The organism is Streptomyces sp. NRRL F-5135 (assembly GCF_000719775.1).
Classification (GTDB): Bacteria; Actinomycetota; Actinomycetes; order Streptomycetales; family Streptomycetaceae; genus Streptomyces; species Streptomyces hebeiensis.
This window is the reverse complement of record NZ_JOHR01000013.1, coordinates 1-21,083: the sequence shown is the minus strand read 5'-3', so window position 1 is coordinate 21,083 and position 21,083 is coordinate 1. Positions and strand designations below refer to the sequence as shown.

The window sequence follows — 21,083 nt, the reverse complement described above, 5'->3', positions numbered from 1 at the left end:
CCCGTTTGGCTACCCTCGGTCCATGAGCTGGCTGCGGGCGTTGAAGGAGACCGCCCGTTCGGGGTTCACGATCGAACGGGGGCAGCTGGAGCCGTTGGTGGCTCTGCGCGGGGCCGTCGGGCTCGCCGTGGTCGTGGGGGGCGCTTTCGTGCTCTTCGGGCCGACCGTCGCCGTCAGCGCCGCCTTCGGGGCGTTCCAGGCCGGCATCGCGATCCTCCAGCGCAGCTGGCGGCCCCGGCCGGTCCTCGCGCTTGCCTCCGGCGCGAGCCTGGCCGTCAGCACCTTCCTGGGGTACGTCACCGGCGCCGACTTCGTCCTCTTCGTCGCCCTGCTCGCCGTCTGGACCTTCCTCGCCGGGCTCGCCTGGGCGGCGGGCCCGACCACCGGGATCATCGCGTCCTCCAACGTGGCGATGATGCTGGTGACCGTCACGCTCCCCACCTCCGCCGCCACGGCGGCCGGTCACGCCGCCGTGATCGCCGCCGGCGGCGTCGTCCAGGCCGCGCTGATCGTGCTCTTCCCCGTCCGGCGCTGGGGCCGGCAGCGGGACGCGCTGGCCGACGCCCTCGCCGCCGTGGGCGACTACGCCCGTCGGCTGCGGTACGACCCGGTCGCGCCCTTCGACCCCCAGCCGCTGATGACGGCCAGGAGCGCCGCCGCCGTCACCCCGAGGGAGGCCCGCCGCCGCCCCGCCGAACTGCACGGCACCCGTGGGGTGGTCGAGCGGATCCGGCCGGTGCTCGCCTCCCTCGCGGACCCGGCCGTCGGCGCGGCGCCCGAGGGGCCGGAGCGCGACCGGGTACGCGAACTCCTCGCCGCCGCCGGTTCCGTACTGGACTCCGCCGCGCGCGCCATCCGGCACGGCGAGCCCGTCCGGCTCGAAGCGGCCACTCTAGGACTGGTCGACACCCCCGAGACCGAAACGCCTCTCAGCGGCCCCGCCCGCCGGGCCGCCGCCCGGCTGGGCACCCTGCTGGACGAGATCGTCGAGATCGCGAAGGGCGCGGGGAGCGAGTCCCGGGCGCGCGCCTCCACGAAGCGGTCCGGGGCCTTCATGAAGCGGTCCGGGGCCTCCACGAAGCCGTCGGGAGACGCGGCGGAACGGCCCGGAGACTCGGCCGAAGGGCCCGGAGACGCGGGGGAGCGGCCCGGCGGAGCCTCGGCCGGTCGGCCCGGGGCCCCGGTGCGGACATGGCGTCACGTCCTCGCCCGGGGCCTCCGCTCCCTCGCCCGGAGGACCCGCACCCTCGTACGCGCGACCGGAGCTCTCGTCCGGAGCGTCTCCCCGGCCGCCCGGCGGTCCCGCGCCGACCGGTACGAGAAGGTCTCCGGACACCGCGACCGGCCCGGTCTGCTCCAGCTCGTCCCCGTCGTCCTGCGGACCGTCCGCGACGAACTGCGCGACCGCGACTCGCCGATCCGCCGGCACGCCGTACGCGTCTCGGCCGTCACCTCCGCCGGCTACGTCCTCGCCTCCGCGCTGCCGCTCGGCCACGGCTACTGGGCGCCGATGACCGCCGTCATGACCATGCGCCCCGACTTCGGCCAGACCTACGGGCGCGCCGTGGCCCGGTTCGCCGCCACGCTCGTCGGGGTGGCCGTGGCCACCGGCATCGTGTGGCTCGCCCACCCCGGTGACGTCGTCCTCGCCGCCCTCGCCGTCGTCAGCGCGGGCCTGATGTACCTGGTGCTGCGCACCGGCTACGCGCTCGGCCAGGTCTTCGTCACCGGGTACGTCGTCTTCCTGCTCGGCGTGGCGGGCACGGGCGTGACGCAGACCGTACGGGAGCGGGTCCTCCTCACCCTGCTCGGCGGGCTGCTCGCGATGATCGCCTACGCCCTCTACCCGGCCTGGGAGACGCCCCGGCTGCGCGCCCGGCTCGCCGACTGGCTGCTCACCAACGGCCGTTACGCCACCGCGGTGGTGGCCCACTACGCCGAGCCCGCGGGCCGGGCCAGCCCCGAGGTGCGCGAGGCGCTGCTGGGCACGCGGGAGGCCCGGGCGGCCTGGCACGCGGCGGAGGCGAAGGCCACGCACGAGCCGGTACGGCACCGGGGCCTGTCCCTCAACGCGGCGGACGACGCGGAGCAGGCACTCGCCCAGTTCGCCCGGGCCGCGATGCTCCTGGAGGCGCACCTGCCGGAGCGCGGCACCACGCCCGTGCCGGCCGCCGCCGAGCTCGCCGAGGCGCTGCGCGAGGCGACGGAAGAGGGCGCGGTGGCCGTACGGGAACGCCGGGTCCCGCGCTGGGACCGGGTCCGTGACGCGGTGGCGCGCTGGGAGGGCGAGGGTGTCCCCGACGAGGTCGTACGCAGCGGGGCCACGCTGCTCCTGACGGCCCTGGAGGAACTGTCGGACGCCCTGGACGAGGGGCTGGACGAAGACGACGGGGACGCCGGGCGCGACGGGAACAGCGGGGAAAAAGGGGACGGCGCGGAATCCACGAAGGCCGGCCGCGCCGAGGAACCCGGACGCCGCGAGGGAGCGACCGAGCGCCTGGAGTGATGCCGGAGCGACGCTGCGGCGTCGGTCGGGTGGGCACGGGCGGGGCCGACGGCCGGACGCACGGGAAGCCCCGTCCGCCCGCCGCCGTCCACCGGCGGCCGACAAGGCAGCCGCCGCATCCCCGCCCTGTCCGCTTGTCAGTCCGTCAGCCGGTCGGCAGGTCCTTCGGCAGGTCCGTGGGCAGCCCGCCCTCGCCGGTCGGCAGTTTCCCGTCCGCCGTCTTCGTCAGCGTGTCCTTCTTGCCGCCCTCCCAGGAGACGACCAGCTTCTTGCCGTCGTTGGACTCGATCGTCCCCATGGTCCGGTCGGTGTTGCCGTCGTCGCAGGTGAGATTGAGCATCGGCTCGCCGCCCATGTCCTCGACCCCGCCCTGGCAGACGTGTTCGGCGGCGACGAGCATGACCTTCGCCTTCTTGACGCCCAGGACGACGGCATGGCCGTCGCTCAGCCCGGCCCACGAGCCTTCGAGGCCGCCGCTGTCCGCGCCCCCGTCCGGCCCGGAATCCGAGCCCGAGCCCGAGCCCGAACCGGAGTCCGCGCCCGCCCCGCTCGGTGACGCGGCACCGCCGCCGTCCTTGTCCGAGCCGTCGTCACCGCCGCCGCAGCCGGTGAGCGAGAGCGCGAGCGCGGCCACCAGACCGGCCGCGGCGACACTGGTTCGTACGAGCTTGCGCACCGTGCACATCCCCCAAGTCGATGATCGGACCGCGCCAAGCTACCAGGACGATTTTCGTACCCCGGGCAGGAATCCGGCGTGCGCCTGCTCCCGCAGCCGCACCCTCGACAGCCCGAACTTCCGCAGGTGCCCACGGGGGCGGCCGTCCACGGAGTCCCTGTTCCGCACGCGTGTGGCGCTCGCGTCGCGCGGCTGACGGCGCAACTCCCGCAGGGCCGCCGCCCGCTGCTCCTCGGAGGTGCCGGGGCGGCGCAGGATCTCCTTCAGTTCGGCACGGCGCGCCGCGTACCGCTCGACGATCCGGACGCGCCGCTCGTTGCGCACGATCTTGCTCTTCTTCGCCATCAGACCTTCACTCCCCGGGCACGGATCCGGGCCACGGCCGCCTCGATCCCGATCACGTCGACGGTCTTGACGGCCCTGGCGCTGAGCGTGAGCCGGACGTACCGGCCCTCGCTCGGCAGCCAGTAGCGCTTGCGCTGGATGTTCGGGTCGAAGCGGCGGGACGTGCGCCGGTGGGAGTGGGAGATCCGGTTGCCGAAGGCGGGCTCGGCGCCGGTCAGCTGGCAGTGGGCGGACAAGGGTGGGCACCTCTCTCGTTGTAAATGAAAACCATTTCCATATACTAGCCCCATGGCACGCGATGAGACACGCCCGGTGATCAAGCTCCGGTCCACGGCCGGGACCGGCTTCACCTACGTCACCCGGAAGAACCGCCGCAACGACCCCGACCGCATGACGCTTCGCAAGTACGACCCGGTCGCCCGCCGGCACGTCGACTTCCGCGAAGAGCGCTGAGCGTCGGACGCCGCACCGGCGGCGCCCGACACCACAGAGAGGACCAGGAGGACCGAGATGAAGCCCGGCATCCATCCCGCGTACCGGCCCGTCGTGTTCCGCGACAAGGCGGCCGACTTCGCGTTTCTCACCCGCTCGACCGCGACCCCGGCCTCGGGGCGGACGGTCGTCTGGACGGACGGGAACACGTATCCCGTCATCGACGTCGAGATCTCCTCGGCGAGTCATCCCTTCTACACGGGCACGGCCCGCGTCCTGGACACCGCCGGCCGCGTGGAGCGCTTCGAACGCCGCTACGGCCGCCGGACCGAGGCCCGGACCGAGCCCCGGACCGAGCCCCGTACGGAGGCCCGTTGATGTCCGGCACGGGCCCCGGAGCCTCGGACGGCCACCCCCACGACGGCCACCCCCACGACGGACGACGCCACGACGGACGGCTTCCCGTCGTGATCGTCGCCGGTCTGCACGGCGACGCCCGTCGGGCGGCCGCGCGCCGGCTGCTCGCCACCGTGCCCGGCAGCGTCGCGCTCCACCACGACCTGTCGGCCGCCGCCGAGCGTGGCACGGTCGTACGGGAGGTCCGCGACGCGACCGGCGTGGTGTCCACCGGCGAGGCCCCGCTCGTCAACGACTGCGCCTGTTGCGCGCTGCGCGAGGATCTGGTGCCGGAGCTGAGCCGGCTCGCCGACGACGGCCTGACGCGGCTCGCGGTCGTCGAGCTGTGGGACTCCGTGGAGCCACGGGCGTACGCGGAACTCGTCGCGGCGCACGGCGAACGGCTGGTCGTCACCCAGGTGCTGACCGCCGTGGACCCCGCGCTGGTGCTGCCGTACCTCGGCAACGGTGACGACCTCGCCGATGTCGGCCTGGCCGCCGCCCCGTCCGACCGGCGGACCGTCGCGGACACCTGGGCCCGGCAGCTGGAGTACGCGCCGGTGCTCGCCGTGACCGGCGATCCGCCGGCCGACGACGAGGACCGGGAGCTGCTGGCCCAACTCCACCCGACCGCACGCCTGATACGCGTCGACGGCTCCGGGGCGGTGGCCGGAGAACCGACCGGGACGCAGACCGGGACGTCGGCCGGGACGCCGGTCTGGGGATCGGCCGGGGCGTCGGCCGGGGAACTGGCCGCCGCCGCGTTCGCCGGGTTCGACGTCGAGGCCGCGGCGGCGCGCCAGCACCCGGCCTGCGCGTTGCTGCCGCAGGAGGCGGACGCGTCCGGCGTCGGCACGTACGTCTGGCACCGCACCCGCCCCTTCCACCCGGAGCGGCTCTACCGGGCGCTGGAGGACCTGACCTGCGCCGCCGCGCGCAGCAGGGGCCGGTTCTGGCTCGCCGACCGTCCCGACACGCTGCTGGCCTGGGACGCGGCGGGCGGCGCGCTCTGTGTGGAGAGCGCGGGCCCGTGGCTCGCGGCGCTGCCGGACGCCGCCTGGGAGGCGGTTTCGCCGGCCCGCCGGGCGGCGGCGGCCCTCGACTGGCACCCGCTGCATGGGGACCGCTGCCAGCGTCTGGTCTTCACCTCGCCCGGGCTGGACCGGGAAGGGATCGCGCGGCTGCTCGACTCCTGCCTGCTCACCGACGCCGAATACGCCGCGGGCCGCGCGGCCTGGAAGCGACTGCCGCCCGCCTTCGACGCCCTGCTGGAGGTCTGATGTCCCCCCGTCCCCCCGCCCCCCGCCGTGACAGGGCCGCGCCCCGCCCCAACCCCCTGGACCGCGACGGGATCACGTACATCGACTACAAGAACGCCGATCTGCTGCGGAAGTTCATCTCTGACCGGGGCAAGATCCGCAGCCGTAGGGTGACACGCGTGAGCGCGCGACAGCAGCGGCAGCTCGCCCGCGCGATCAAGAACGCCCGGGAAATGGGTCTGCTGCCCTACCGCTCGTCGCCCCACTGACGGGCGGGCCCGCCCCTTCCGCCTTCTTTTCCCGCTCCTTTCCCACTGGTGCACATGCGTACGGACAGCCCCGCCGCGGCCTTCGCCGAGGCGGGGTTTCCACTTCCCGCCCCGCCTTTTCTCTTAGTTCTCCGTGAGAAGTTCCGCACGAGTTCCGAGGGAAGGGGATCCTCCGCGGCCCCTCATGCGTCTCACCTTTCGGGGTACGGGGGACGTGGGGTCGGTCCACGCCGGACATGCCATGTCAGCGGGTGTATCTGTAACCACGGGAACACCCCTCGTGCACGTGCATCTGCTCATGCATCAGCACATGAACAGAGCTATGATCCGAGACAGTTCAAACCTGCACTTTGCAACTCGGGGAGCGACCTGTGCACCACGTGTACAACGGCATAACGGCCACAGAGCTTCACGGAGTCGTCTGGCAGAAGAGCAGGCACAGCAACTCCCAGGGCTCTTGTGTGGAGTTCGCCAAACTGCCGGGCGGAGAGGTGGCGGTGCGCAATTCGCGCCACCCCGACGGACCCGCACTCGTCTACACACCCGCCGAGATCGAGGCCATGCTGCTCGGTGTCAAGGACGGCGAGTTCGACCACCTGATCGCGACCGTTTGAACGCCGGTACCTGAACGCCGGTACCTGAACGCCGGTACCTGAACGCCGGTACCCGGCGTCGGCACCTGGGGACTGTCACCTGAGGGCGGTCACCTGAACCGGCGTGCGCCCGGCGCACGCCGGGGGATGCGTCTCTGTCCGGGCGGCCCGGTCGGGCTCCGGGGCGCCCGTACGTCCTTCGGTGCGCCCGAGTGCTTCCGGAACGGGGGCGTCGGCCCTAGGGGTTCGGCGGCCGGACAGCACGTTTCTCGACGTATGTTTTCGGCCAACTTTGCGCACTCCTTGGCCGAATGGGTATGTACCAGGAAGAGGCGAGCGCATGAACCGCGTTCCGTAAAGACCGCGAACCGGTCAACGGCGCCGCCGACGGCCCCCCGGCGGGCGGAGCCGGGGGACACGTGCGACCGCCTCGGGGCCGCGCGGAGTCACGTCGGGGCCGCGTGAGGGCGCGTCAGGGGCGCATGTGAAGTGTGCGCGAAGGGGTACCCCGCCCCGGGTGGCGGAGGCCGTCGGCGGTCAGGTCGGGTCCGGCGTCAACAGGTCCGGTCCGGGGGCAACTGGAACAGCGCCCAGACCACCTTGCCGCGCAGGGCCCCCGTCAGCGGATGCCAGCCCCACGTGTCACTGAACGACTCGACCAGGCACAGCCCCCGGCCGGACTCCGCGGCCCCGTCCTCCTCGGTCCGGCGCACCGACGGCCCCGCGTGGCTGGGGTCCCGTACGGCGCACACCAGGCGGGACGACCAGCGCATCAGGTGCAGTCGTACGGACAGGTCGTACGTCTCGCGGCCGATCCGGCCGGGCCGTTCGAGGTCCGGGCCCTCCTCGTCCGGAAGGGCGTGCCGCAGGGCGTTCGTGACCAGTTCGGAGACGACCAGGGCGACATCGTCGAAGCGGTCGCTCAGGTCCCACTGCTTCAGCGTCGTCCGCGTGAACTGCCGCGCGCCGCGCACCGCTTCGTAGCGGCCCGGCAGCGCGCACGACGCGGAGCCCGCGGCCCCCTTGGGATCGATGGGGGGAAGCCCTTGCCTTAAAGGCTTGAGCATGGTCGATCCATCCATCCCCATGCGAGGCACTCCCGGGAATCGCGGCCGTAGCTGTACTGCGGTGGTCCAGGCGGGTGGTCCGGCGTCACAACACGTCAAACACGAACGAGCACGCAGGTGCGCGAGGCCCATGGTTCCCAATGCGCAGGGCAGATGCAAGGGCAGATGCACGTGCACGCGCCTTGATTGCACCGGCTCATGCCGTTACCAGCTGTTTTCTTCTCGTGACCAATTTCGCTCTCTCCGCAAAGCCTTCTTATTTCCGTAATCGAATGCGTACGGGCTGAAGCGTTTTGATGGCAGAATCCGGCACTTGGAGTGCGGGGGTGCTCCGGGGAGAACCACATGCGATGGGGAGGGTTGGAGACGTGACCGCAGCCGAATCGGGCGGTTCCGTGGTGCGGCGCATCCTGCTTGGCTCACAGCTGAGGCGGCTGCGCGAGACGCGCGGCATCACGCGCGAGGCCGCCGGCTACTCGATCCGCGCATCCGAGTCCAAGATCAGCCGTATGGAGTTGGGACGGGTGAGCTTCAAGGCCAGGGACATCGAGGATCTGCTGACGCTCTACGGAGTCGCCGACGAGGGCGAGCGCGCGGCCCTGCTCGGCCTCGCCCGGGAGGCGAACGTCGCGGGATGGTGGCACAGCTACGGCGATGTGCTGCCCGGCTGGTTCCAGACCTACATCGGTCTCGAAGGAGCCGCCTCGCTGATCCGCATCTACGAGGTCCAGTTCGTGCACGGTCTGCTCCAGACCGAGGCGTACGCGCACGCGGTCGTCACCCGCGGCCAGCCCGACGCGCCGTGCGCCGAGGTCGAACGCCGGGTCGCGCTGCGGCTGGAACGGCAGAAGGTCCTCGTCTCCGAGCGGGCGCCGCGCTTCCACGCGATCCTCGACGAGGCCGCGCTGCGCCGCCCCTACGGCGACCGGGCGGTGATGCAGGGACAGTTGAAACACCTGATCGAGGTCTCGGAGCAGCCGAACATCACACTCCAGGTGATGCCGTTCAGCTTCGGCGGGCACGCGGGCGAGAGCGGCGCCTTCACCATGCTGCGCTTCCCCGAGTCGGACCTCTCCGACGTCGTGTTCCTGGAACAGCTGACCAGCGCGCTCTATCTGGACAAGCAGGAGGAAGTGGCGCAGTACGAACGGGTGATGGAGCGCCTCCAGGAGGACAGCCCGGGGCCGGAGGAGAGCCGTGACGTGCTCCGCGGCCTGCTCCAACTCATCTGAACAGCCCATGAAATCGGGCGGCTCGGAGGGCCCCGAAGCGCAAAAGGGATCAGTACGATGACGTCGTATCAGGAGTTTGCACCTGTCGTAAGGGATCGCATGTCCTACTTCACCGACCTGGCCCACCAGTACATCGACGGCGAGTGGCGGACCGGCAGCGGCTCGTGGGACATCATCGATTTCAACCCGTACAACGGGGAGAAGCTGGCCGCCATCACCGTGGCCACGGCCCTGGAGGTCGATGAGGCCTACCGCGCCGCCGAACGCGCGCAGCCCGCCTGGGCCGAGACCAGTCCGTACCTCCGCAGGCAGGTCCTGGAACGGGTGCTGGCACTGGTCGGGGAGCGCCGGGAGGAGATCGTCGAGGCGATCATCGACGAGCTGGGCGGTACGCGCCTGAAGGCGGAGCACGAGGTCCGCACCTCCGAGGAGTATCTCCGCGAGGCGATCCACCTTGCGCTGCGCCCCGAGGGCCGGATCCTGTCGACGTCCGCGGACGGCCGCGAGAACCGCGTCTACCGGCTGCCGGTCGGAGTCGTCGGGGTGATCAGCCCGTTCAACTTCCCGCTCCTGGTGGCGTTGCGGTCGGTGGCGCCCGCGCTGGCGCTGGGCAACGCCGTGGTGATCAAGCCCAACCAGAACGCGCCGGTCGTCGGCGGCGGGCTGGTGGCCAGGCTCTTCGAGGACGCCGGGCTGCCGGCCGGACTGCTCAACGTCGTCGTGACGGACATCGCGGAGATCGGCGACGCGCTGCTCGAACACCCGGTGCCCAAGGTGATCTCGTTCGCCGGCTCCGACCGGGTCGGCCGGCACGTGGGCGCGATCGCGGGGGCCAACTTCAAACGGACCGTGCTGGAGCTGAGCGGGAACAGCGCCTTCGTCGTCCTGGACGACCTGGACGACGCGGGCCTCGACCAGGCGGTGGATGCGGCCGTCGCCAGCCGCTTCTTCTTCCAGGGGCAGGTTTGTACGGCGGCCAACCGCATCCTGGTGGACCGGCGCGTCGAGCGGGAGTTCACCGAGCGGTTCATGGCGCGGGTGCGGGCGCTGAAGGCCGGTGACCCGCGCGATCCGGAGACCCGGATCGGCCCGGTGATCAGCACCTTCCAGGCGGAGGCCCTGACGGCGCTGGTGGACCAGGCGATCGAGGACGGCGCGACCGCGCTGGTACGGGGCCGTACCCGCGGCAATGTCGTGGAGCCGACGGTGCTGACGGATCTGGCGGAGGACTCCCCGCTGCTGCGGCAGGAGATCTTCGGGCCCGTGGCGCTGCTGGTGCCGTTCGACGGCGAGGAGGAGGCGGTACGGATCGCCAACAGCGGTCCGTACGGCCTGAGCGGGGCCGTGCACACCGCGGACCTGGCCCGGGGCGTGGCGTTCGCCCGGCGGATCGTCACCGGCATGATGCACGTCAACGACGTGACCGTGCAGGACGAGCCGCTGGCGCCGTTCGGCGGGGAGAAGAGCTCCGGGGTCGGGCGGCTGGGCGGGGACGCGGCGGTGGAGGCGTTCACGACCCAGCAGTGGGTGTCGGTACGGGCCGGCCGGTCGCGGTTCCCGCTGTGAGACGTGGGGCGTGAGACGTGAGACGGCGGGGCCCCGGGCGGGGTGCCTGCCAGGGCTCCGGTGTTCCGGCCCGGGACCCCGGGCCGGGAGCCGACGGCGAAGCCATAGCCTGGCCCCATGTCAGCGATCCGTTTGCTCGTGCTCGCGGCGGTGCGCCAGCACGGCCGGGCCCATGGCTACCAGGTCCGCAACGACCTGGAGTACTGGGGCGCCCACGAGTGGTCCAACGCCAAGCCCGGCTCGATCTACCACGCGCTGAAGCAACTGGCGAAACAGGGCGCCCTGCTGGCGCACGAGACCGCCCCCAGCACGGCGGGCGGGCCGCCGCGCACCGAGTACGAGCTGACGGACGCGGGCCGCGAGGAGTACTTCCGGCTGCTGCGCACGGCGCTGACCTCGTACGACCAGCAGATGGACGTCCTGTCGGCGGGGCTCGGCTGCATGGTGGACCTGCCGCGCGCCGAGGTGGTGGGGCTGCTCAGGGAGCGCGTGCGCGCGATCGCGGCCTGGCGGAACGAGGTGACCGAGAACTACGTCCCCGAGGACGGGCCCGAGCAGCTCGGTCACATCGGCGAGATCATGAACTACTGGGTCCACTCGGCCGACGCGGGGGCCACGTGGACGGAGGGCCTGATCGCACGCATCGAGGGCGGCGCGTACGCCTTCGCGGGCGAGGGCGAGCCGTTCGTCGGGGTGCTCGCCGAGGGGCAGGAGAACCCGTACGCGACCGGGATCCCCGATGAGGGAGACCGTCACTAATCAAGTTTGACCAACCGATCTCCGCGCGTTATCTTCGATCCATTAGTCAAGCTTGACTAATGGACTGGTGAACTGAAGGAGTGCCTGTGCCGATCACCGCTTCCGCCGTGTCCCTGAACGTCGACGACGTCTCCGCCTCCAGCGCCTTCCTCACCTGCCACTTCGGATTCCGCGAGGAGGCGGCCGCCGACGGGTTCGCGTCCCTGGCCCGCGAGGACGCCGGGATGAACGTCATCTACCTGCGGCGCGGTCTGGCCTCGCTCCCCGACGACCAGCGCGACGACCATGCCGGCGGGGTGATCCTCGCCTTCGTCGTCGACGACCTCGAAGCCGAACTGGCCCGCCTGACCGCCGAGGGAGTCGCCGTCACGATGCCGTTGCGCGAGGAGCCCTGGGGCGAACGCGCCTTCCAGGTCAGGGACCCCAACGGGGTCATCGTCCAGCTCGTCGACTGGAACGGATCCGCCGGCCGGTGAGCGCGTGAGCCGGTGAGCGCGTGAGCCGGTGAGGGAACACGCGGGTCAGTGATGGAAAGCGGTGGCGGCCCGCCTGTCGCGGCTCGCCGGACGTTCCTGGCGGCGCAGTTCGGTCAGGGCCTGCTCCAGGTCGGCCACCAGCAGTTCCGCCAGGTCGGCCGAGAACCCGTTGCGGCAGACCACGCGCAGGACGGACAGGTCCTCGCGGTTCGCGGGGAAGGTGTACGCGGGCACCAGCCAGCCGTGTTCGCGCAGCCGCCGCGAGACGTCGAAGACGTTGAAGTTGGTGACGTCCGGCGCGGTGGTGAAGGCGAACACGGGCAGCTCGTCCCCCCGGGTCAGCAGCCGGAACCCGGCCATCTCACCGATGCGGCCGGACAGCTTCGTGGCGATGTCCCGCGCGGTCCGCTGCACGGCGCGGAAACCCTCCCGGCCGAGCCGCAGGAAGGTGTAGTACTGCGCGACCACCTGCGCGCCCGGCCGGGAGAAGTTCAGCGCGAAGGTGGGCATGTCGCCGCCCAGGTAGTTGACGCGGAAGACCAGCTCCTCGGGCAGCTCGGCGGACGAGCGCCACAGGGCCCAGCCGACGCCGGGGTAGACGAGTCCGTACTTGTGCCCGGAGGTGTTGATGGACGACACCCGCGGCAGCCGGAAGTCCCAGACGACGTCCTCGTCCAGGAAGGGCGCGACCATGGCGCCCGAGGCCCCGTCGACGTGGACGGGCACGTCAAGCCCCGTACGCTCCTCCAGCGCGTCCAGTGCCGCGCAGAGGCCGGCGACGGGCTCGTAGGAGCCGTCGAAGGTGGAGCCGAGAACGGCCACGGCCCCGATGGTGTTCTCGTCGCACAGCTCGGCGGCGGCCTCCGGGGCGAGATGGAACCGGTCGCCCTCCATGGGCACGCACCGCGCCTCGACCTCCCAGAAGTCGCAGAACTTCTCCCAGCAGACCTGGACGTTGATCCCCATGACGAGATTCGGCCGGGCGGTGGCGGGGTACCGCGCCGCGTTGCGCCGGGCCCACCGGCGCTTGAGCGCCATCCCGGCGAGCATGCACGCCTCGCTGGAACCGGTGGTCGAACAGCCGATGGCGGCGGCGGGGTCGGGCGCGTTCCACAGATCGGCGAGCATCGCCACGCAGCGCCGCTCCAGTTCGGCGGTGCGCGGGTACTCGTCCTTGTCGATCATGTTCTTCTCCCGGCACTCCGTCATCAGGACGCCGGCCTCGGGCTCCATCCACGTGGTGACGAAGGTGGCGAGGTTCAGTCGCGCGTTGCCGTCCAGCATCAGTTCGTCATGCACGAGTTGATACGCGGTGGCGGGCGGCATCGGCCCGTCGGGCAGCCGGTGCATGGGCGGCGCGAGGGTCATCTCGCTGACGGGGTCGGCCTCCCCGTAGAACGGGTTGAGCGACAGCCGCCGCAGCTCGGCCCGCTCGTCGGGCGCGATGTCGACGGATCGGTCCGCGCCCCGGTGCAGTGGCATGAGCGGTCTCCTCACGCTGGAACGGTGCTGCCGAACCCCCTGGCGCGAGAATACGGACGCGGGGCGGGCCCCGCCCGGCGGACGGGGCCGGATGGCCCGCGGACGCGATCCCGCCGCCCGCCGTTTCCGTGTCGCGCGGTCACCGCGCCGGCGTGCCGTCCTCGTGGAGGCGCATCTGGGGGCGGCCCGTGACCAGGAGCCAGGCGGGGAGCGCGGCCACGCAGAGGAGGGGGAGGATGGTCGTGTCGGCCGCCAGGACCGCCGCCGTGAAGAGGCTGAGCCAGCCGTGGCGGGTGATCGCGAGGAGGACGCCCAGGACCGCGCACACCACCCCCAGGCTCGGTTGCACGGCCGGGACCAGGGCGTGGGCGCACAGGCCGAGGGCGGCGCCCGCGAAGACGGCGGGGAAGATCCGGCCGCCCCGGAAGCCGCAGGCCGCCGCCGTCGTCAGGGCGGCCAGCTTCACCACTGTCATCAGGGCGAACGAGCCGGCCGACCAGCCCTCCGGGTCCGCCGCGAGCGTCTTCACCTCGGCCAGCCCCTTGAACAGCGTCAACTGCCCGCCGAGCGTCCCGAGCAGGCCGAGCACCAGCCCGCCCGCCGTCAGCGCCGGGACGGGGTGGCGGAGAAGGGGGAGGGAGCGGAAGAGCGCGTGGACGTGAGGGAACGCGTACACCACCGCCATCCCCAGCGCCGCCGCGACCGGCGCGATCACCAGGGCCGCCGCCAGGTCACCCCAGCCGGTGCCCGGGTAGGGCGGCAGACCGAGGTCGAACGTCGGGTGGCTGACCAGGACCGTGGTCAGGCCGCCCGCCCCCGCCGCGATCAGCGGGCCGAACAGCTTGTCCCACAGGGAGCCGCGCGGGCCCGGCCCCGAACCCGCGCCCTGCCTCTGCCCCGGTCCCTGTCCCGGTCCCTGTCCCGGTCCCTGTCCCTGTCCCGGTCCCTGTCCCGGTCCCGGTCTCGGTCCCTGTCCCTGTCCCTGTCCCGCCGCCAGTGACTCCGAAAGGATCAGCGCCGCCGCCACCGGCGTACCGAACAGCGCCCCGATCGTCCCCGCCGCCGCGAGCGCCGGCCACAGAGCCACCGGGGCCCTGGGCGCCGCCCTGCGGCCGAGCCAGTACACGAGCGCGATGTTCACCGCCGTGATCGGATTCTCCGGGCCGAGACTCACCCCGCCGGCCAGCGCCAGCCCCGTGACCAGCAGCAGCCCCGGTACGACGCGGGCCGGCAGCGGCGCGTCGATCAAGCCCGTGGTGGCCGGGTCGGGTCCCGCGTGCCCCGGCACCAGGCGTACGACGATCCCCACCGCGAGCCCGGTGGCCGTGAGCGTCACGATCATCCAGAGCGCCGAGTAGCGGCCGATCCCGAGGGCGTCCGGCAGGCTCTGCCAGAGCACGTGTTCCAACCGGTCCGCGACCGCGCTCACGCCCAGCAGCACCAGCGCCGAGGCCACGCCCACCGCCAGGGAGGGCACGACCAGCGGCAGCAGCGTACGGGCGGAGGGCGCGGGGGAGGAAGCGGAAGAGGGAACGGCGGGACCGGACGGGGGAACGGGCGGGGGAGCGGCGGGCGGACCGTCATGAGCCACGCGCTCACCGTAGCCGCGCACCCGTCCGGCGCCCGGTCGTGCCTCGCCGGGTGTCACTTCGTTCCGGTATGCCCATGACTGCCACCCGGCCGTGTCGTCAAGCGGCCGGGTGGAACTGAGCACCGCGCGCGGGCGTTGATAGCTTGTGCGCGGCCGACCACGCCGAAACACGACGCTCGACCGATTCTCATGACTCAGGAGTCCGGTAACCGTGACCACACTTGCGCTCGGCCCCAGCTGGCTGGACCCGGACTATCTGATCCAGACGTTCGGACTGATCGGCGTTCTCGTCATCGTCTTCGCCGAGTCCGGCCTTCTCATCGGCTTCTTCCTGCCGGGTGACTCGCTGCTGTTCACCACCGGCCTGCTGGTGACGACCGGCCTGATCGACCACCCGCTGTGGCTCGTGTGCACGCTCGTCGTCGCCGCCGCGATCATCGGTGACCAGGTCGGCTACCTCTTCGGCCGCAAGGTGGGCCCCGCGCTGTTCAGGCGCCCCGACTCCAAGCTCTTCAAGCAGGAGAACGTGGAGAAGGCGCACGAGTTCTTCGAGAAGCACGGCCCCAAGTCGCTGGTCCTCGCGCGCTTCGTGCCCATCATCCGGACGTTCACGCCGATCATCGCCGGCGTCAGCCGGATGAACTACCGCTCCTTCATCATCTTCAACGTCCTCGGCGGCGTCCTCTGGGGCGCGGGCGTCACCCTGCTGGGTGCCTCGCTGGGCAAGATCGCGTTCGTCCGTGAGCACATCGACCTGATCCTCGTCGGCATCGTGCTCCTGTCCATCCTGCCGATCGTCATCGAGTTCCTGCGGGCCCGTTCGCAGTCCAAGAAGGCGGCGGCGGCCGGGGAGGACACGGCGGCGCCGATGGCCGGACCCGCCGCCGGGACGGCCGTCGGAGGACCGGAGGACCCGGGCGGTGCCCAGGGGCGCGGTCGCCACGCCAAGCGCTGAGCGGGACCGTACGACCCGCGTCGGCCCCCCGGGCCGGCCGTCCGAAGGGGAGCCCTGTGCCGGGCTCCCCTCGCCGCTTCCGCTTCCTTGACCCGGAGGCCGGCGCCCGAGGCCGACGTTCCCGAGGTCAGCGCTCCGGAGGGCGGCCCGGGCCGAGCCGACGGTCGAGCGAGGCTCCGGCCTCCGGGCAGTTCGCGCGCAGCACGGCCAGGAAGGCGGTCAGCACGGGCGAGCCGTCGTCCTCGGCGAACGACAGGACGAGGTCGGGCAGCCCGGTCCGCGGCGTCACCTGGCAGAACCAGGCCCCCTTGCGCGGGACCGACGTCATGCGGGAGGGCCCCAGCCCGACGCCCGCACCGGACACGGCCAGCCCGATGATCGTGTGGACGTCCCGGGCGATCGTGGCGCCGTGCAGGGCCGCCGAGTCCTCGCCGAACAGGGCGCGCAGGCCGGCGATCGTGGTCGGTTCGTCCTCGCCCGGCGCCACGATCAGCTGCTGCCGCCGGAGCTGCTCCACGCTGACCGAGGGGAGACCCGCGTACGGGTGCGCCGTGCCGACGACGGCGACCAGATCGTCGCGCCCGATCGTGACGGACACGAGTTTCTCCGCCCCGGGCCCGCGGGGCCGCCCCAGCCCGACGGCCACGTCCAGCTCACCGGCGATCAGGGCGGCGGTGCTCCGGCTGGTCCCCATCTCGTGCAGCTCCAGCCGTACCTCGGGACGGTCCCGGCCGAACCGGCTGAGCACGGCGGGCAGCGGACCGAGCAGGGCCGAGGCGATGAAACCCAGCCGCAGCCTGCCGGTCTCGCCGCGCGCGGCGCGCCCCGCGTCGGTCACGGCCGCCGCCATCTCCGTCAGCGCCCGGCGCGCCCGGTCCAGGAACGCCTCGCCCGCGGCCGTCGGGAAGACGCCCCGCCGGGTCCGGTCGAACAGCCGGGCCCCGACCTCCCCCTCGAGATCGGCGATCTGCTTGGACAGCGGGGGCTGCGCGATCCCGAGCGCGGCGGCCGCCCGGCCGAAGTGCTGGTGCTCGGCGAGGGCGAGCGCGTAGCGCAGATGCCGCGCCTCCATGACCGACCTCCGACTGCTGGTCCTTCGTCCGGAAGTCTTTCATCCGGACGCGGCGCGAGGAGCCGCGCGTCCAGACGCCGCGCGTCCAGACGCCGCGCGTCTAGAAGCCGCGCGTCCGCTTGGCCGCGCGGCGGCTGGTCGCCCGTACGTCCCCCGGGACCGTGAGGACCATCCGGGCGATCTCCCCGCCGAGGTTCACCCCGACGGCGATCGCCAGCGCCAGCGTCACCGCTTTGGAGAGGGACGCGAGCCCCCGGTCCAGGTCGTTCTGGGCGAAGCCCAGCAGACCGAAGTACGTGGCCGAACCGGGCAGCAGCGGGCCGATCGCCGCCGTGATGTACGGCAGCGCCGAGGCGAACTGGTAGCGCGAGAGCAGCTGTCCGAACAGGCCCACCAGCCCCGCCGCCACCGCCGTCGCGAGCACCGGCGAGATGTCGCCCGTCAGGTGCATCGCCGCGTAGACGATCCAGGCGACCCCGCCGTTCAGCGACACCATCAGCACGGTGGAACGTTCCTGCTGGAGCAGGATCGCGAACGCGAAGCTCATCCCCACCGACGCGGCGATCTGCACCAGCGGCTGCTTCCCTATGCCCAGCGCCGCGTCCGGGTTCAGCTGGGCGTGCAGCTGCACACCCAGGTACAGCACGATCAGCACACCCGTGACGATCGCGATGAAGAAGTACATGACCTCCAACAGGCGTGCGGCCGCGGTGATGTAGTAACCCGTCAGCCCGTCCTGCACCCCCGCCACCAGCGCCCGCCCCGGGAGCAGCGCGAACAGCCCACCGGTGATCACGGCGGAGGCCGGACCCGCCCAGGACACCACGGGACCGAGCAGCGTCAGCGCCACCCCCATCGCCGCCGGCGGCATCGCGGCCGCCATGAACTGGTAGAACTCCGGCAGCCCGCGCCCCGAACACAGCCAGGCCAGCCGGTCGCCGAGCATCGCGCCGGCCGCCGCCGCGAGGAACACCAGCACACCGCCGCCGACCAGCACGGACGCGCAGCCCGCCAGCAGCCCGCTCGCCACGGTCAGCGCCCAGCCGGGGTACGGGTGGCGGTTGCGCCGGATCTCCGCCAGCCGTCGGTACGCCTCCTCCAGCGTGACGTCCGTGTCCTCCGTGGTGATGTCGTCGATGAGCGTGTACACGGCCGACAGCCGGGTGTAGTCGGTGCCACGTCTGCGTACGGTCCGGTTGGCCGTCACCGGGTCGTCCACCAGCGAGGGCTGGTGCGAGATCGACAGCAGCGTGAAGGTGACGGTCGGCTCGCAGCGGTCCAGTCCGTACGCGCGGCTCACCGCGAACATCGCGGCCTCGACGTCCTCGGCGCCCTCGCCGCCCGCCAGCAGCAGCTCCCCGATACGCAGGGTGAGGTCCAGCACGCGCGGCACGGCGGGCCCCTGGTCGTCGTGGCGCTGCACCGTCTCCGGTACGGGGCGGTCGGCGGCGGGCATGCGCAGCAGGGTGCGCATCCGGTCCTGCCAGGGGCCGTGCTTGTTCAGCCTGACCATGGGGACGCCGTGCGCGGGCGTGACACCCGGCGCGCCGCCCCGGCCGCCGTACGCGCCGTAGCCGGAACCCGGTGCCCCCTGTACGCCCTCCGGGACGTCGAAGGCGGAGCCCTCGGGCTCGGGCGACGGCTCCGTGCTCAGCCCCTCCGGGATCGCGAACTCCGAGGTCGGCTGGTCGTCCTCGGGAAGCGGTGGCTGCTCCACCCCGAGCGGCGGGGTGAAGGCACTGTGCGCCTCGTCCGCCTGATGAGGCTTTCGGTCCTCGGGACCGTCCGGCTCGGCCACCACGTTCTGAATCCTCACTCCCTGCCGTCACCCGCCTGCTCTGGCTTCCCCGCTGTCTCCCCCTGCCCCGTCGTTCCCATGCGTAGTGCCGCGTCCCGGCGCGCGTCGCGCCGCTCCCGCCTCCTGCCGTGTGCCGTCCGTGGTCCGCCGTCCGCCCGGAGCCACCGCTCCGCGTCTGCCCAGTATGGGCACGTCCATGAGCGCCACACACGCGGACGGGAGCCGGCCCGGGACCGTACGCCCCGCACACGGACGGGCGGCACACCCCGTGCGAGGTGCGCCGCCCGTCGTCCGTCCGGCCGGGGCCCGGTGCCGAAGCACGCGCGGGCCCGCCGGTCACACGGAAAGGACCGCCGTCAGTGGGCTCCGCCCTTGGCCTCCAGGCGCTTGTACGACGCCTCGATCTCGGCCTCGGCCTCGGCGCGGCCCACCCAGTCGGCGCCCTCGACGGACTTGCCGGGCTCCAGGTCCTTGTAGACCTCGAAGAAGTGCTGGATCTCCAGGCGGTCGAACTCCGAGACGTGGTGGATGTCCCGCAGGTGCTCCACCCGGGGGTCGGACGCCGGCACGCACAGCAGCTTGTCGTCGCCGCCGGCCTCGTCCGTCATCCGGAACATGCCGATGGCGCGGCACTTGATGAGGCAGCCGGGGAAGGTCGGCTCGTCCAGGATGACCAGCGCGTCCAGCGGGTCTCCGTCCTCACCGAGGGTGTTCTCGACGAACCCGTAGTCGGCCGGGTAGCTCGTCGAGGTGAAGAGCCGGCGGTCGAGGCGGATGCGGCCTGTCTCGTGGTCCACCTCGTACTTGTTCCGCGAACCCTTGGGGATCTCGATGGTGACGTCGAACTCCACGGGTGTCTCCTCCTGGATCAAACACGTCATGACACTGACGAATGACACTAACGTCGGACGATGCTGCGTCTTCACGGAGGAGACCCCCCGGCCGGGGGCCGGGATGCCGTGCTCGTGGCAGAACGCAGTGGTTAAGTGTCCCCCACGCAGCTGTGTGATCGCGAAAGGGGCTGGTCAGCCATGCTTGAGCCGAAGGTGTGGCAGGTCACGGCGGGGTCCGTGGCACTCGGCCTGGTGTGCGCCGCGGTGGCCGTGGCCGCAGCGGGGCCCTGGGACGCGGGCCAGCGCAGGGCGGAACGCGAGCGGGCGGCGGCCGGGGCCCGCGCGGGTGGTGCGCATCACGGCCCGGCCGGCCGGAGCGCCCCCGCGCCCGCGCCCAGCGCCGCCGGAGTGCTCAGCGCGCTCACGACCGCCTCCACCGCTCCCGATGACGTCCCGGCGGGCCTCTCCGGCGACCTCGGCAGGCGGCTCGGCCCCCTGATGGACGACAAGGGGCTCGGCGCCACCCGTACGGCCTCCGTGGTCGACGTCGCCACCGGCACCCGGCTGTACGGCAAGGGGCAGGACAAGGCGATGGTCCCGGCCTCCACGGTCAAGATCGCCACGATGACCGCCGCGCTGTCCGCGCTCGGCCCCGACCACCGCATCGCCACCACCGTCACGGCCACCCCCGACCGGCGGCGGCTCACCCTGGTCGGCGGCGGCGACGCCACCCTGGACGCGGCGGGGCTGCGCGCCCTCGCCGACGACACCGCCCGCGCGCTGCGCGAGCGGGGGGACCGGGCGGTCACCCTCGCCTACGACACGTCCCTCTACTCCGGCCCGCGCAGGCACCCCATCGGCCCGAACGACAACATCGCGCCCGTCGTGCCGCTGATGGTCGGACAGGGCCGGGCCGACCCCTCCTCCCAGGGGCCGGCGCCGCGCGGCGAGGACCCCGCGGGCGACGCCGCCGACGCCTTCACCGGGCTGCTGCGCGACCGGGGCGTACGGGTCACCGCCGACCCGGCCGAGGGCCGGTCGCCCGCCGGCGCCGAGCCGCTGGCCAGGACGTACTCGCGGCCGCTCGCCGCCCTGGTGGAGCGCGCGCTGACCGAGAGCGACAACGACATCGCGGAGTCCCTGGCCCGCCAGACCGCGATCGCCACGGGCCGCCCCGCGAGCTTCGCGGGCGCGGGCCGGGCCGTCGGGGCGGAGCTGAAGAAGCTGAAGATGCCCCTGGCCGGCGCCCGCTTCGCCGACGGCAGCGGCCTGAACCGCGCGGACCGGGCCAGCGCGGCCCTGCTCACCGCCCTGCTGACGCGCGCCGCCGACCCGGCCCACCCGGAGCTGCGGCCCGTCCTGACCGGTCTGCCCGTCGCCGGGTTCAACGGCACGCTGCGCGGCCGGTACGCGCACGCCGCGCCGGCCGCCGGGCTGGTACGCGCCAAGACCGGCACGCTCACCGGGGTGAACACCCTCGCGGGCACCGTCGTGGACCGCCGCGGCCGGCTGCTGGCCTTCGCCTTCATGGCGGGCTCCACCCGCTCCCCCGGCGCGGCCCAGGACGCCCTGGACCGGCTGTCGGCGGCCCTGGTGCGGTGAGGGCGTCCCAGTGACGTCCGGGGTACCCACGTCTGCCGAGGGCCACATGGCCGGGTTCCCGTGACGTCCCGCTCAGGCACGTCCGCCGGCGAGTGAGCCGAAGGGGGCGCGGCCGCTGTCGAAAGGGAGAGCGCGCGGAGGTTTGTGAGGTACGAGCAAACCGAGCACGGTCGA

General features: G+C 72.7%; 21 protein-coding genes. 12 read left to right on the top strand and 9 right to left on the bottom strand.

The genetic code is table 11. From position 1 onward, the window contains the following. Nucleotides 1-22 precede the first annotated feature (22 nt). Nucleotides 23-2,506: an FUSC family protein gene (locus IG02_RS39670; RefSeq protein ID WP_078854715.1), complete on the top strand. Its 2,484-nt coding sequence runs from the start codon at nucleotides 23-25 to the stop codon at nucleotides 2,504-2,506. A gap of 145 nt (nucleotides 2,507-2,651) precedes the next feature. On the opposite strand, the gene IG02_RS0122470 is transcribed toward IG02_RS39670, so the two are convergent. From IG02_RS0122470 to rpmB, 3 genes are read right to left on the bottom strand one after another with little or no spacing between them, the layout of a single operon-like run. Continuing rightward, nucleotides 2,652-3,191 (bottom strand): hypothetical protein, encoded by a 540-nt coding sequence (locus IG02_RS0122470; RefSeq protein WP_030751027.1) that lies wholly within the window; start codon nucleotides 3,189-3,191, stop codon nucleotides 2,652-2,654. Between the two features lie 30 nt (nucleotides 3,192-3,221). Then, nucleotides 3,222-3,527 (bottom strand): 30S ribosomal protein S14, encoded by a 306-nt coding sequence (gene rpsN / locus IG02_RS0122465; RefSeq protein WP_030751024.1) that lies wholly within the window; start codon nucleotides 3,525-3,527, stop codon nucleotides 3,222-3,224. Continuing rightward, the gene (rpmB, locus tag IG02_RS0122460) at nucleotides 3,527-3,763 is read right to left on the bottom strand and encodes a 50S ribosomal protein L28 (protein ID WP_030751021.1); all 237 of its coding nucleotides are present in this window, start codon (nucleotides 3,761-3,763) and stop codon (nucleotides 3,527-3,529) included. The genes rpsN and rpmB overlap by 1 nt, the downstream gene beginning before the upstream one ends. 52 nt (nucleotides 3,764-3,815) lie before the next feature. On the opposite strand from rpmB, the gene rpmG reads away from it, so the two are divergent. From rpmG to IG02_RS0122435, 5 genes are all read left to right on the top strand, one after another. Beyond that, nucleotides 3,816-3,980, top strand: a complete 165-nt coding sequence (rpmG, locus tag IG02_RS0122455; RefSeq protein WP_030751018.1) for a 50S ribosomal protein L33 — start codon at nucleotides 3,816-3,818, stop codon at nucleotides 3,978-3,980. Between the two features lie 57 nt (nucleotides 3,981-4,037). Further along, the gene (locus tag IG02_RS0122450) at nucleotides 4,038-4,337 is read left to right on the top strand and encodes a type B 50S ribosomal protein L31 (protein ID WP_030751014.1); all 300 of its coding nucleotides are present in this window, start codon (nucleotides 4,038-4,040) and stop codon (nucleotides 4,335-4,337) included. Next, nucleotides 4,337-5,635 (top strand): CobW family GTP-binding protein, encoded by a 1,299-nt coding sequence (locus IG02_RS0122445; RefSeq protein ID WP_078854714.1) that lies wholly within the window; start codon nucleotides 4,337-4,339, stop codon nucleotides 5,633-5,635. Before IG02_RS0122450 ends, IG02_RS0122445 begins: the two co-directional genes overlap by 1 nt. Then, nucleotides 5,635-5,883, top strand: a complete 249-nt coding sequence (gene rpsR, locus IG02_RS0122440; RefSeq protein ID WP_030751008.1) for a 30S ribosomal protein S18 — start codon at nucleotides 5,635-5,637, stop codon at nucleotides 5,881-5,883. Before IG02_RS0122445 ends, rpsR begins: the two co-directional genes overlap by 1 nt. A 371-nt stretch (nucleotides 5,884-6,254) precedes the next feature. Continuing rightward, nucleotides 6,255-6,497: a DUF397 domain-containing protein gene (locus IG02_RS0122435; RefSeq protein ID WP_030751005.1), complete on the top strand. Its 243-nt coding sequence runs from the start codon at nucleotides 6,255-6,257 to the stop codon at nucleotides 6,495-6,497. Nucleotides 6,498-7,030: 533 nt separating this feature from the next. On the opposite strand, the gene IG02_RS0122430 is transcribed toward IG02_RS0122435, so the two are convergent. Further along, nucleotides 7,031-7,564: an ATP-binding protein gene (locus IG02_RS0122430; protein WP_037803946.1), complete on the bottom strand. Its 534-nt coding sequence runs from the start codon at nucleotides 7,562-7,564 to the stop codon at nucleotides 7,031-7,033. Nucleotides 7,565-7,893: 329 nt separating this feature from the next. On the opposite strand from IG02_RS0122430, the gene IG02_RS0122425 reads away from it, so the two are divergent. The 4 genes from IG02_RS0122425 to IG02_RS0122410 all read left to right on the top strand — a co-directional run bounded on the left by IG02_RS0122425 (nucleotide 7,894) and on the right by IG02_RS0122410 (nucleotide 11,576). Continuing rightward, the gene (locus IG02_RS0122425; protein ID WP_051765531.1) at nucleotides 7,894-8,775 is read left to right on the top strand and encodes a helix-turn-helix domain-containing protein; all 882 of its coding nucleotides are present in this window, start codon (nucleotides 7,894-7,896) and stop codon (nucleotides 8,773-8,775) included. 99 nt (nucleotides 8,776-8,874) lie between these two features. Continuing rightward, the gene (locus IG02_RS0122420) at nucleotides 8,875-10,341 is read left to right on the top strand and encodes an aldehyde dehydrogenase family protein (RefSeq protein WP_030750998.1); all 1,467 of its coding nucleotides are present in this window, start codon (nucleotides 8,875-8,877) and stop codon (nucleotides 10,339-10,341) included. A gap of 117 nt (nucleotides 10,342-10,458) precedes the next feature. Beyond that, nucleotides 10,459-11,100, top strand: a complete 642-nt coding sequence (locus tag IG02_RS0122415) for a PadR family transcriptional regulator (protein ID WP_030750995.1) — start codon at nucleotides 10,459-10,461, stop codon at nucleotides 11,098-11,100. An 86-nt stretch (nucleotides 11,101-11,186) separates the two neighbouring features. Then, nucleotides 11,187-11,576 carry a VOC family protein gene (locus IG02_RS0122410; RefSeq protein WP_030750993.1) on the top strand — a complete coding sequence of 130 codons (390 nt, stop codon included), beginning with the start codon at nucleotides 11,187-11,189 and terminating at the stop codon, nucleotides 11,574-11,576. A gap of 45 nt (nucleotides 11,577-11,621) precedes the next feature. Here IG02_RS0122410 and IG02_RS0122405 read toward each other — a convergent pair whose 3' ends face one another. Continuing rightward, nucleotides 11,622-13,058, bottom strand: coding sequence for a glutamate decarboxylase (locus IG02_RS0122405; RefSeq protein WP_030750990.1), 1,437 nt, complete (start codon nucleotides 13,056-13,058; stop codon nucleotides 11,622-11,624). 139 nt (nucleotides 13,059-13,197) lie between these two features. Continuing rightward, nucleotides 13,198-14,649, bottom strand: a complete 1,452-nt coding sequence (locus IG02_RS39665; protein WP_030750987.1) for a chloride channel protein — start codon at nucleotides 14,647-14,649, stop codon at nucleotides 13,198-13,200. Nucleotides 14,650-14,860: 211 nt separating this feature from the next. On the opposite strand from IG02_RS39665, the gene IG02_RS0122395 reads away from it, so the two are divergent. Then, nucleotides 14,861-15,604 carry a DedA family protein gene (locus tag IG02_RS0122395; RefSeq protein WP_030750984.1) on the top strand — a complete coding sequence of 248 codons (744 nt, stop codon included), beginning with the start codon at nucleotides 14,861-14,863 and terminating at the stop codon, nucleotides 15,602-15,604. Between the two features lie 127 nt (nucleotides 15,605-15,731). Here IG02_RS0122395 and IG02_RS0122390 read toward each other — a convergent pair whose 3' ends face one another. The 3 genes from IG02_RS0122390 to IG02_RS0122380 form a co-directional block, all read right to left on the bottom strand. After that, nucleotides 15,732-16,676: a LysR substrate-binding domain-containing protein gene (locus IG02_RS0122390; protein ID WP_030750981.1), complete on the bottom strand. Its 945-nt coding sequence runs from the start codon at nucleotides 16,674-16,676 to the stop codon at nucleotides 15,732-15,734. Nucleotides 16,677-16,776: 100 nt separating this feature from the next. Further along, nucleotides 16,777-18,477, bottom strand: coding sequence for a threonine/serine ThrE exporter family protein (locus tag IG02_RS0122385; protein ID WP_030750978.1), 1,701 nt, complete (start codon nucleotides 18,475-18,477; stop codon nucleotides 16,777-16,779). Nucleotides 18,478-18,830: 353 nt separating this feature from the next. After that, a complete protein-coding gene (locus IG02_RS0122380) occupies nucleotides 18,831-19,325 on the bottom strand; it encodes an inorganic diphosphatase (protein ID WP_030750974.1) in 495 nt (164 codons plus the stop codon). A 180-nt stretch (nucleotides 19,326-19,505) separates the two neighbouring features. On the opposite strand from IG02_RS0122380, the gene dacB reads away from it, so the two are divergent. After that, nucleotides 19,506-20,909: a D-alanyl-D-alanine carboxypeptidase/D-alanyl-D-alanine-endopeptidase gene (dacB, locus tag IG02_RS0122375; protein WP_030750971.1), complete on the top strand. Its 1,404-nt coding sequence runs from the start codon at nucleotides 19,506-19,508 to the stop codon at nucleotides 20,907-20,909. The last annotated feature ends 174 nt before the right edge of the window (nucleotides 20,910-21,083 follow it).

Coding starts and splice junctions, on each gene's coding strand:
- IG02_RS39670 (WP_078854715.1), top strand. CDS start 23: ATGAGCTGGCTGCGGGCGTTGAAGGAGACCGCCCGTTCGGGGTTCACG.
- IG02_RS0122470 (WP_030751027.1), bottom strand. CDS start 3,191: ATGTGCACGGTGCGCAAGCTCGTACGAACCAGTGTCGCCGCGGCCGGT.
- rpsN (WP_030751024.1), bottom strand. CDS start 3,527: ATGGCGAAGAAGAGCAAGATCGTGCGCAACGAGCGGCGCGTCCGGATC.
- rpmG (WP_030751018.1), top strand. CDS start 3,816: ATGGCACGCGATGAGACACGCCCGGTGATCAAGCTCCGGTCCACGGCC.
- IG02_RS0122450 (WP_030751014.1), top strand. CDS start 4,038: ATGAAGCCCGGCATCCATCCCGCGTACCGGCCCGTCGTGTTCCGCGAC.
- IG02_RS0122445 (WP_078854714.1), top strand. CDS start 4,337: ATGTCCGGCACGGGCCCCGGAGCCTCGGACGGCCACCCCCACGACGGC.
- rpsR (WP_030751008.1), top strand. CDS start 5,635: ATGTCCCCCCGTCCCCCCGCCCCCCGCCGTGACAGGGCCGCGCCCCGC.
- IG02_RS0122430 (WP_037803946.1), bottom strand. CDS start 7,564: ATGGGGATGGATGGATCGACCATGCTCAAGCCTTTAAGGCAAGGGCTT.
- IG02_RS0122425 (WP_051765531.1), top strand. CDS start 7,894: ATGGGGAGGGTTGGAGACGTGACCGCAGCCGAATCGGGCGGTTCCGTG.
- IG02_RS0122420 (WP_030750998.1), top strand. CDS start 8,875: ATGTCCTACTTCACCGACCTGGCCCACCAGTACATCGACGGCGAGTGG.
- IG02_RS0122415 (WP_030750995.1), top strand. CDS start 10,459: ATGTCAGCGATCCGTTTGCTCGTGCTCGCGGCGGTGCGCCAGCACGGC.
- IG02_RS0122405 (WP_030750990.1), bottom strand. CDS start 13,058: ATGCCACTGCACCGGGGCGCGGACCGATCCGTCGACATCGCGCCCGAC.
- IG02_RS0122390 (WP_030750981.1), bottom strand. CDS start 16,676: ATGGAGGCGCGGCATCTGCGCTACGCGCTCGCCCTCGCCGAGCACCAG.
- dacB (WP_030750971.1), top strand. CDS start 19,506: ATGCTTGAGCCGAAGGTGTGGCAGGTCACGGCGGGGTCCGTGGCACTC.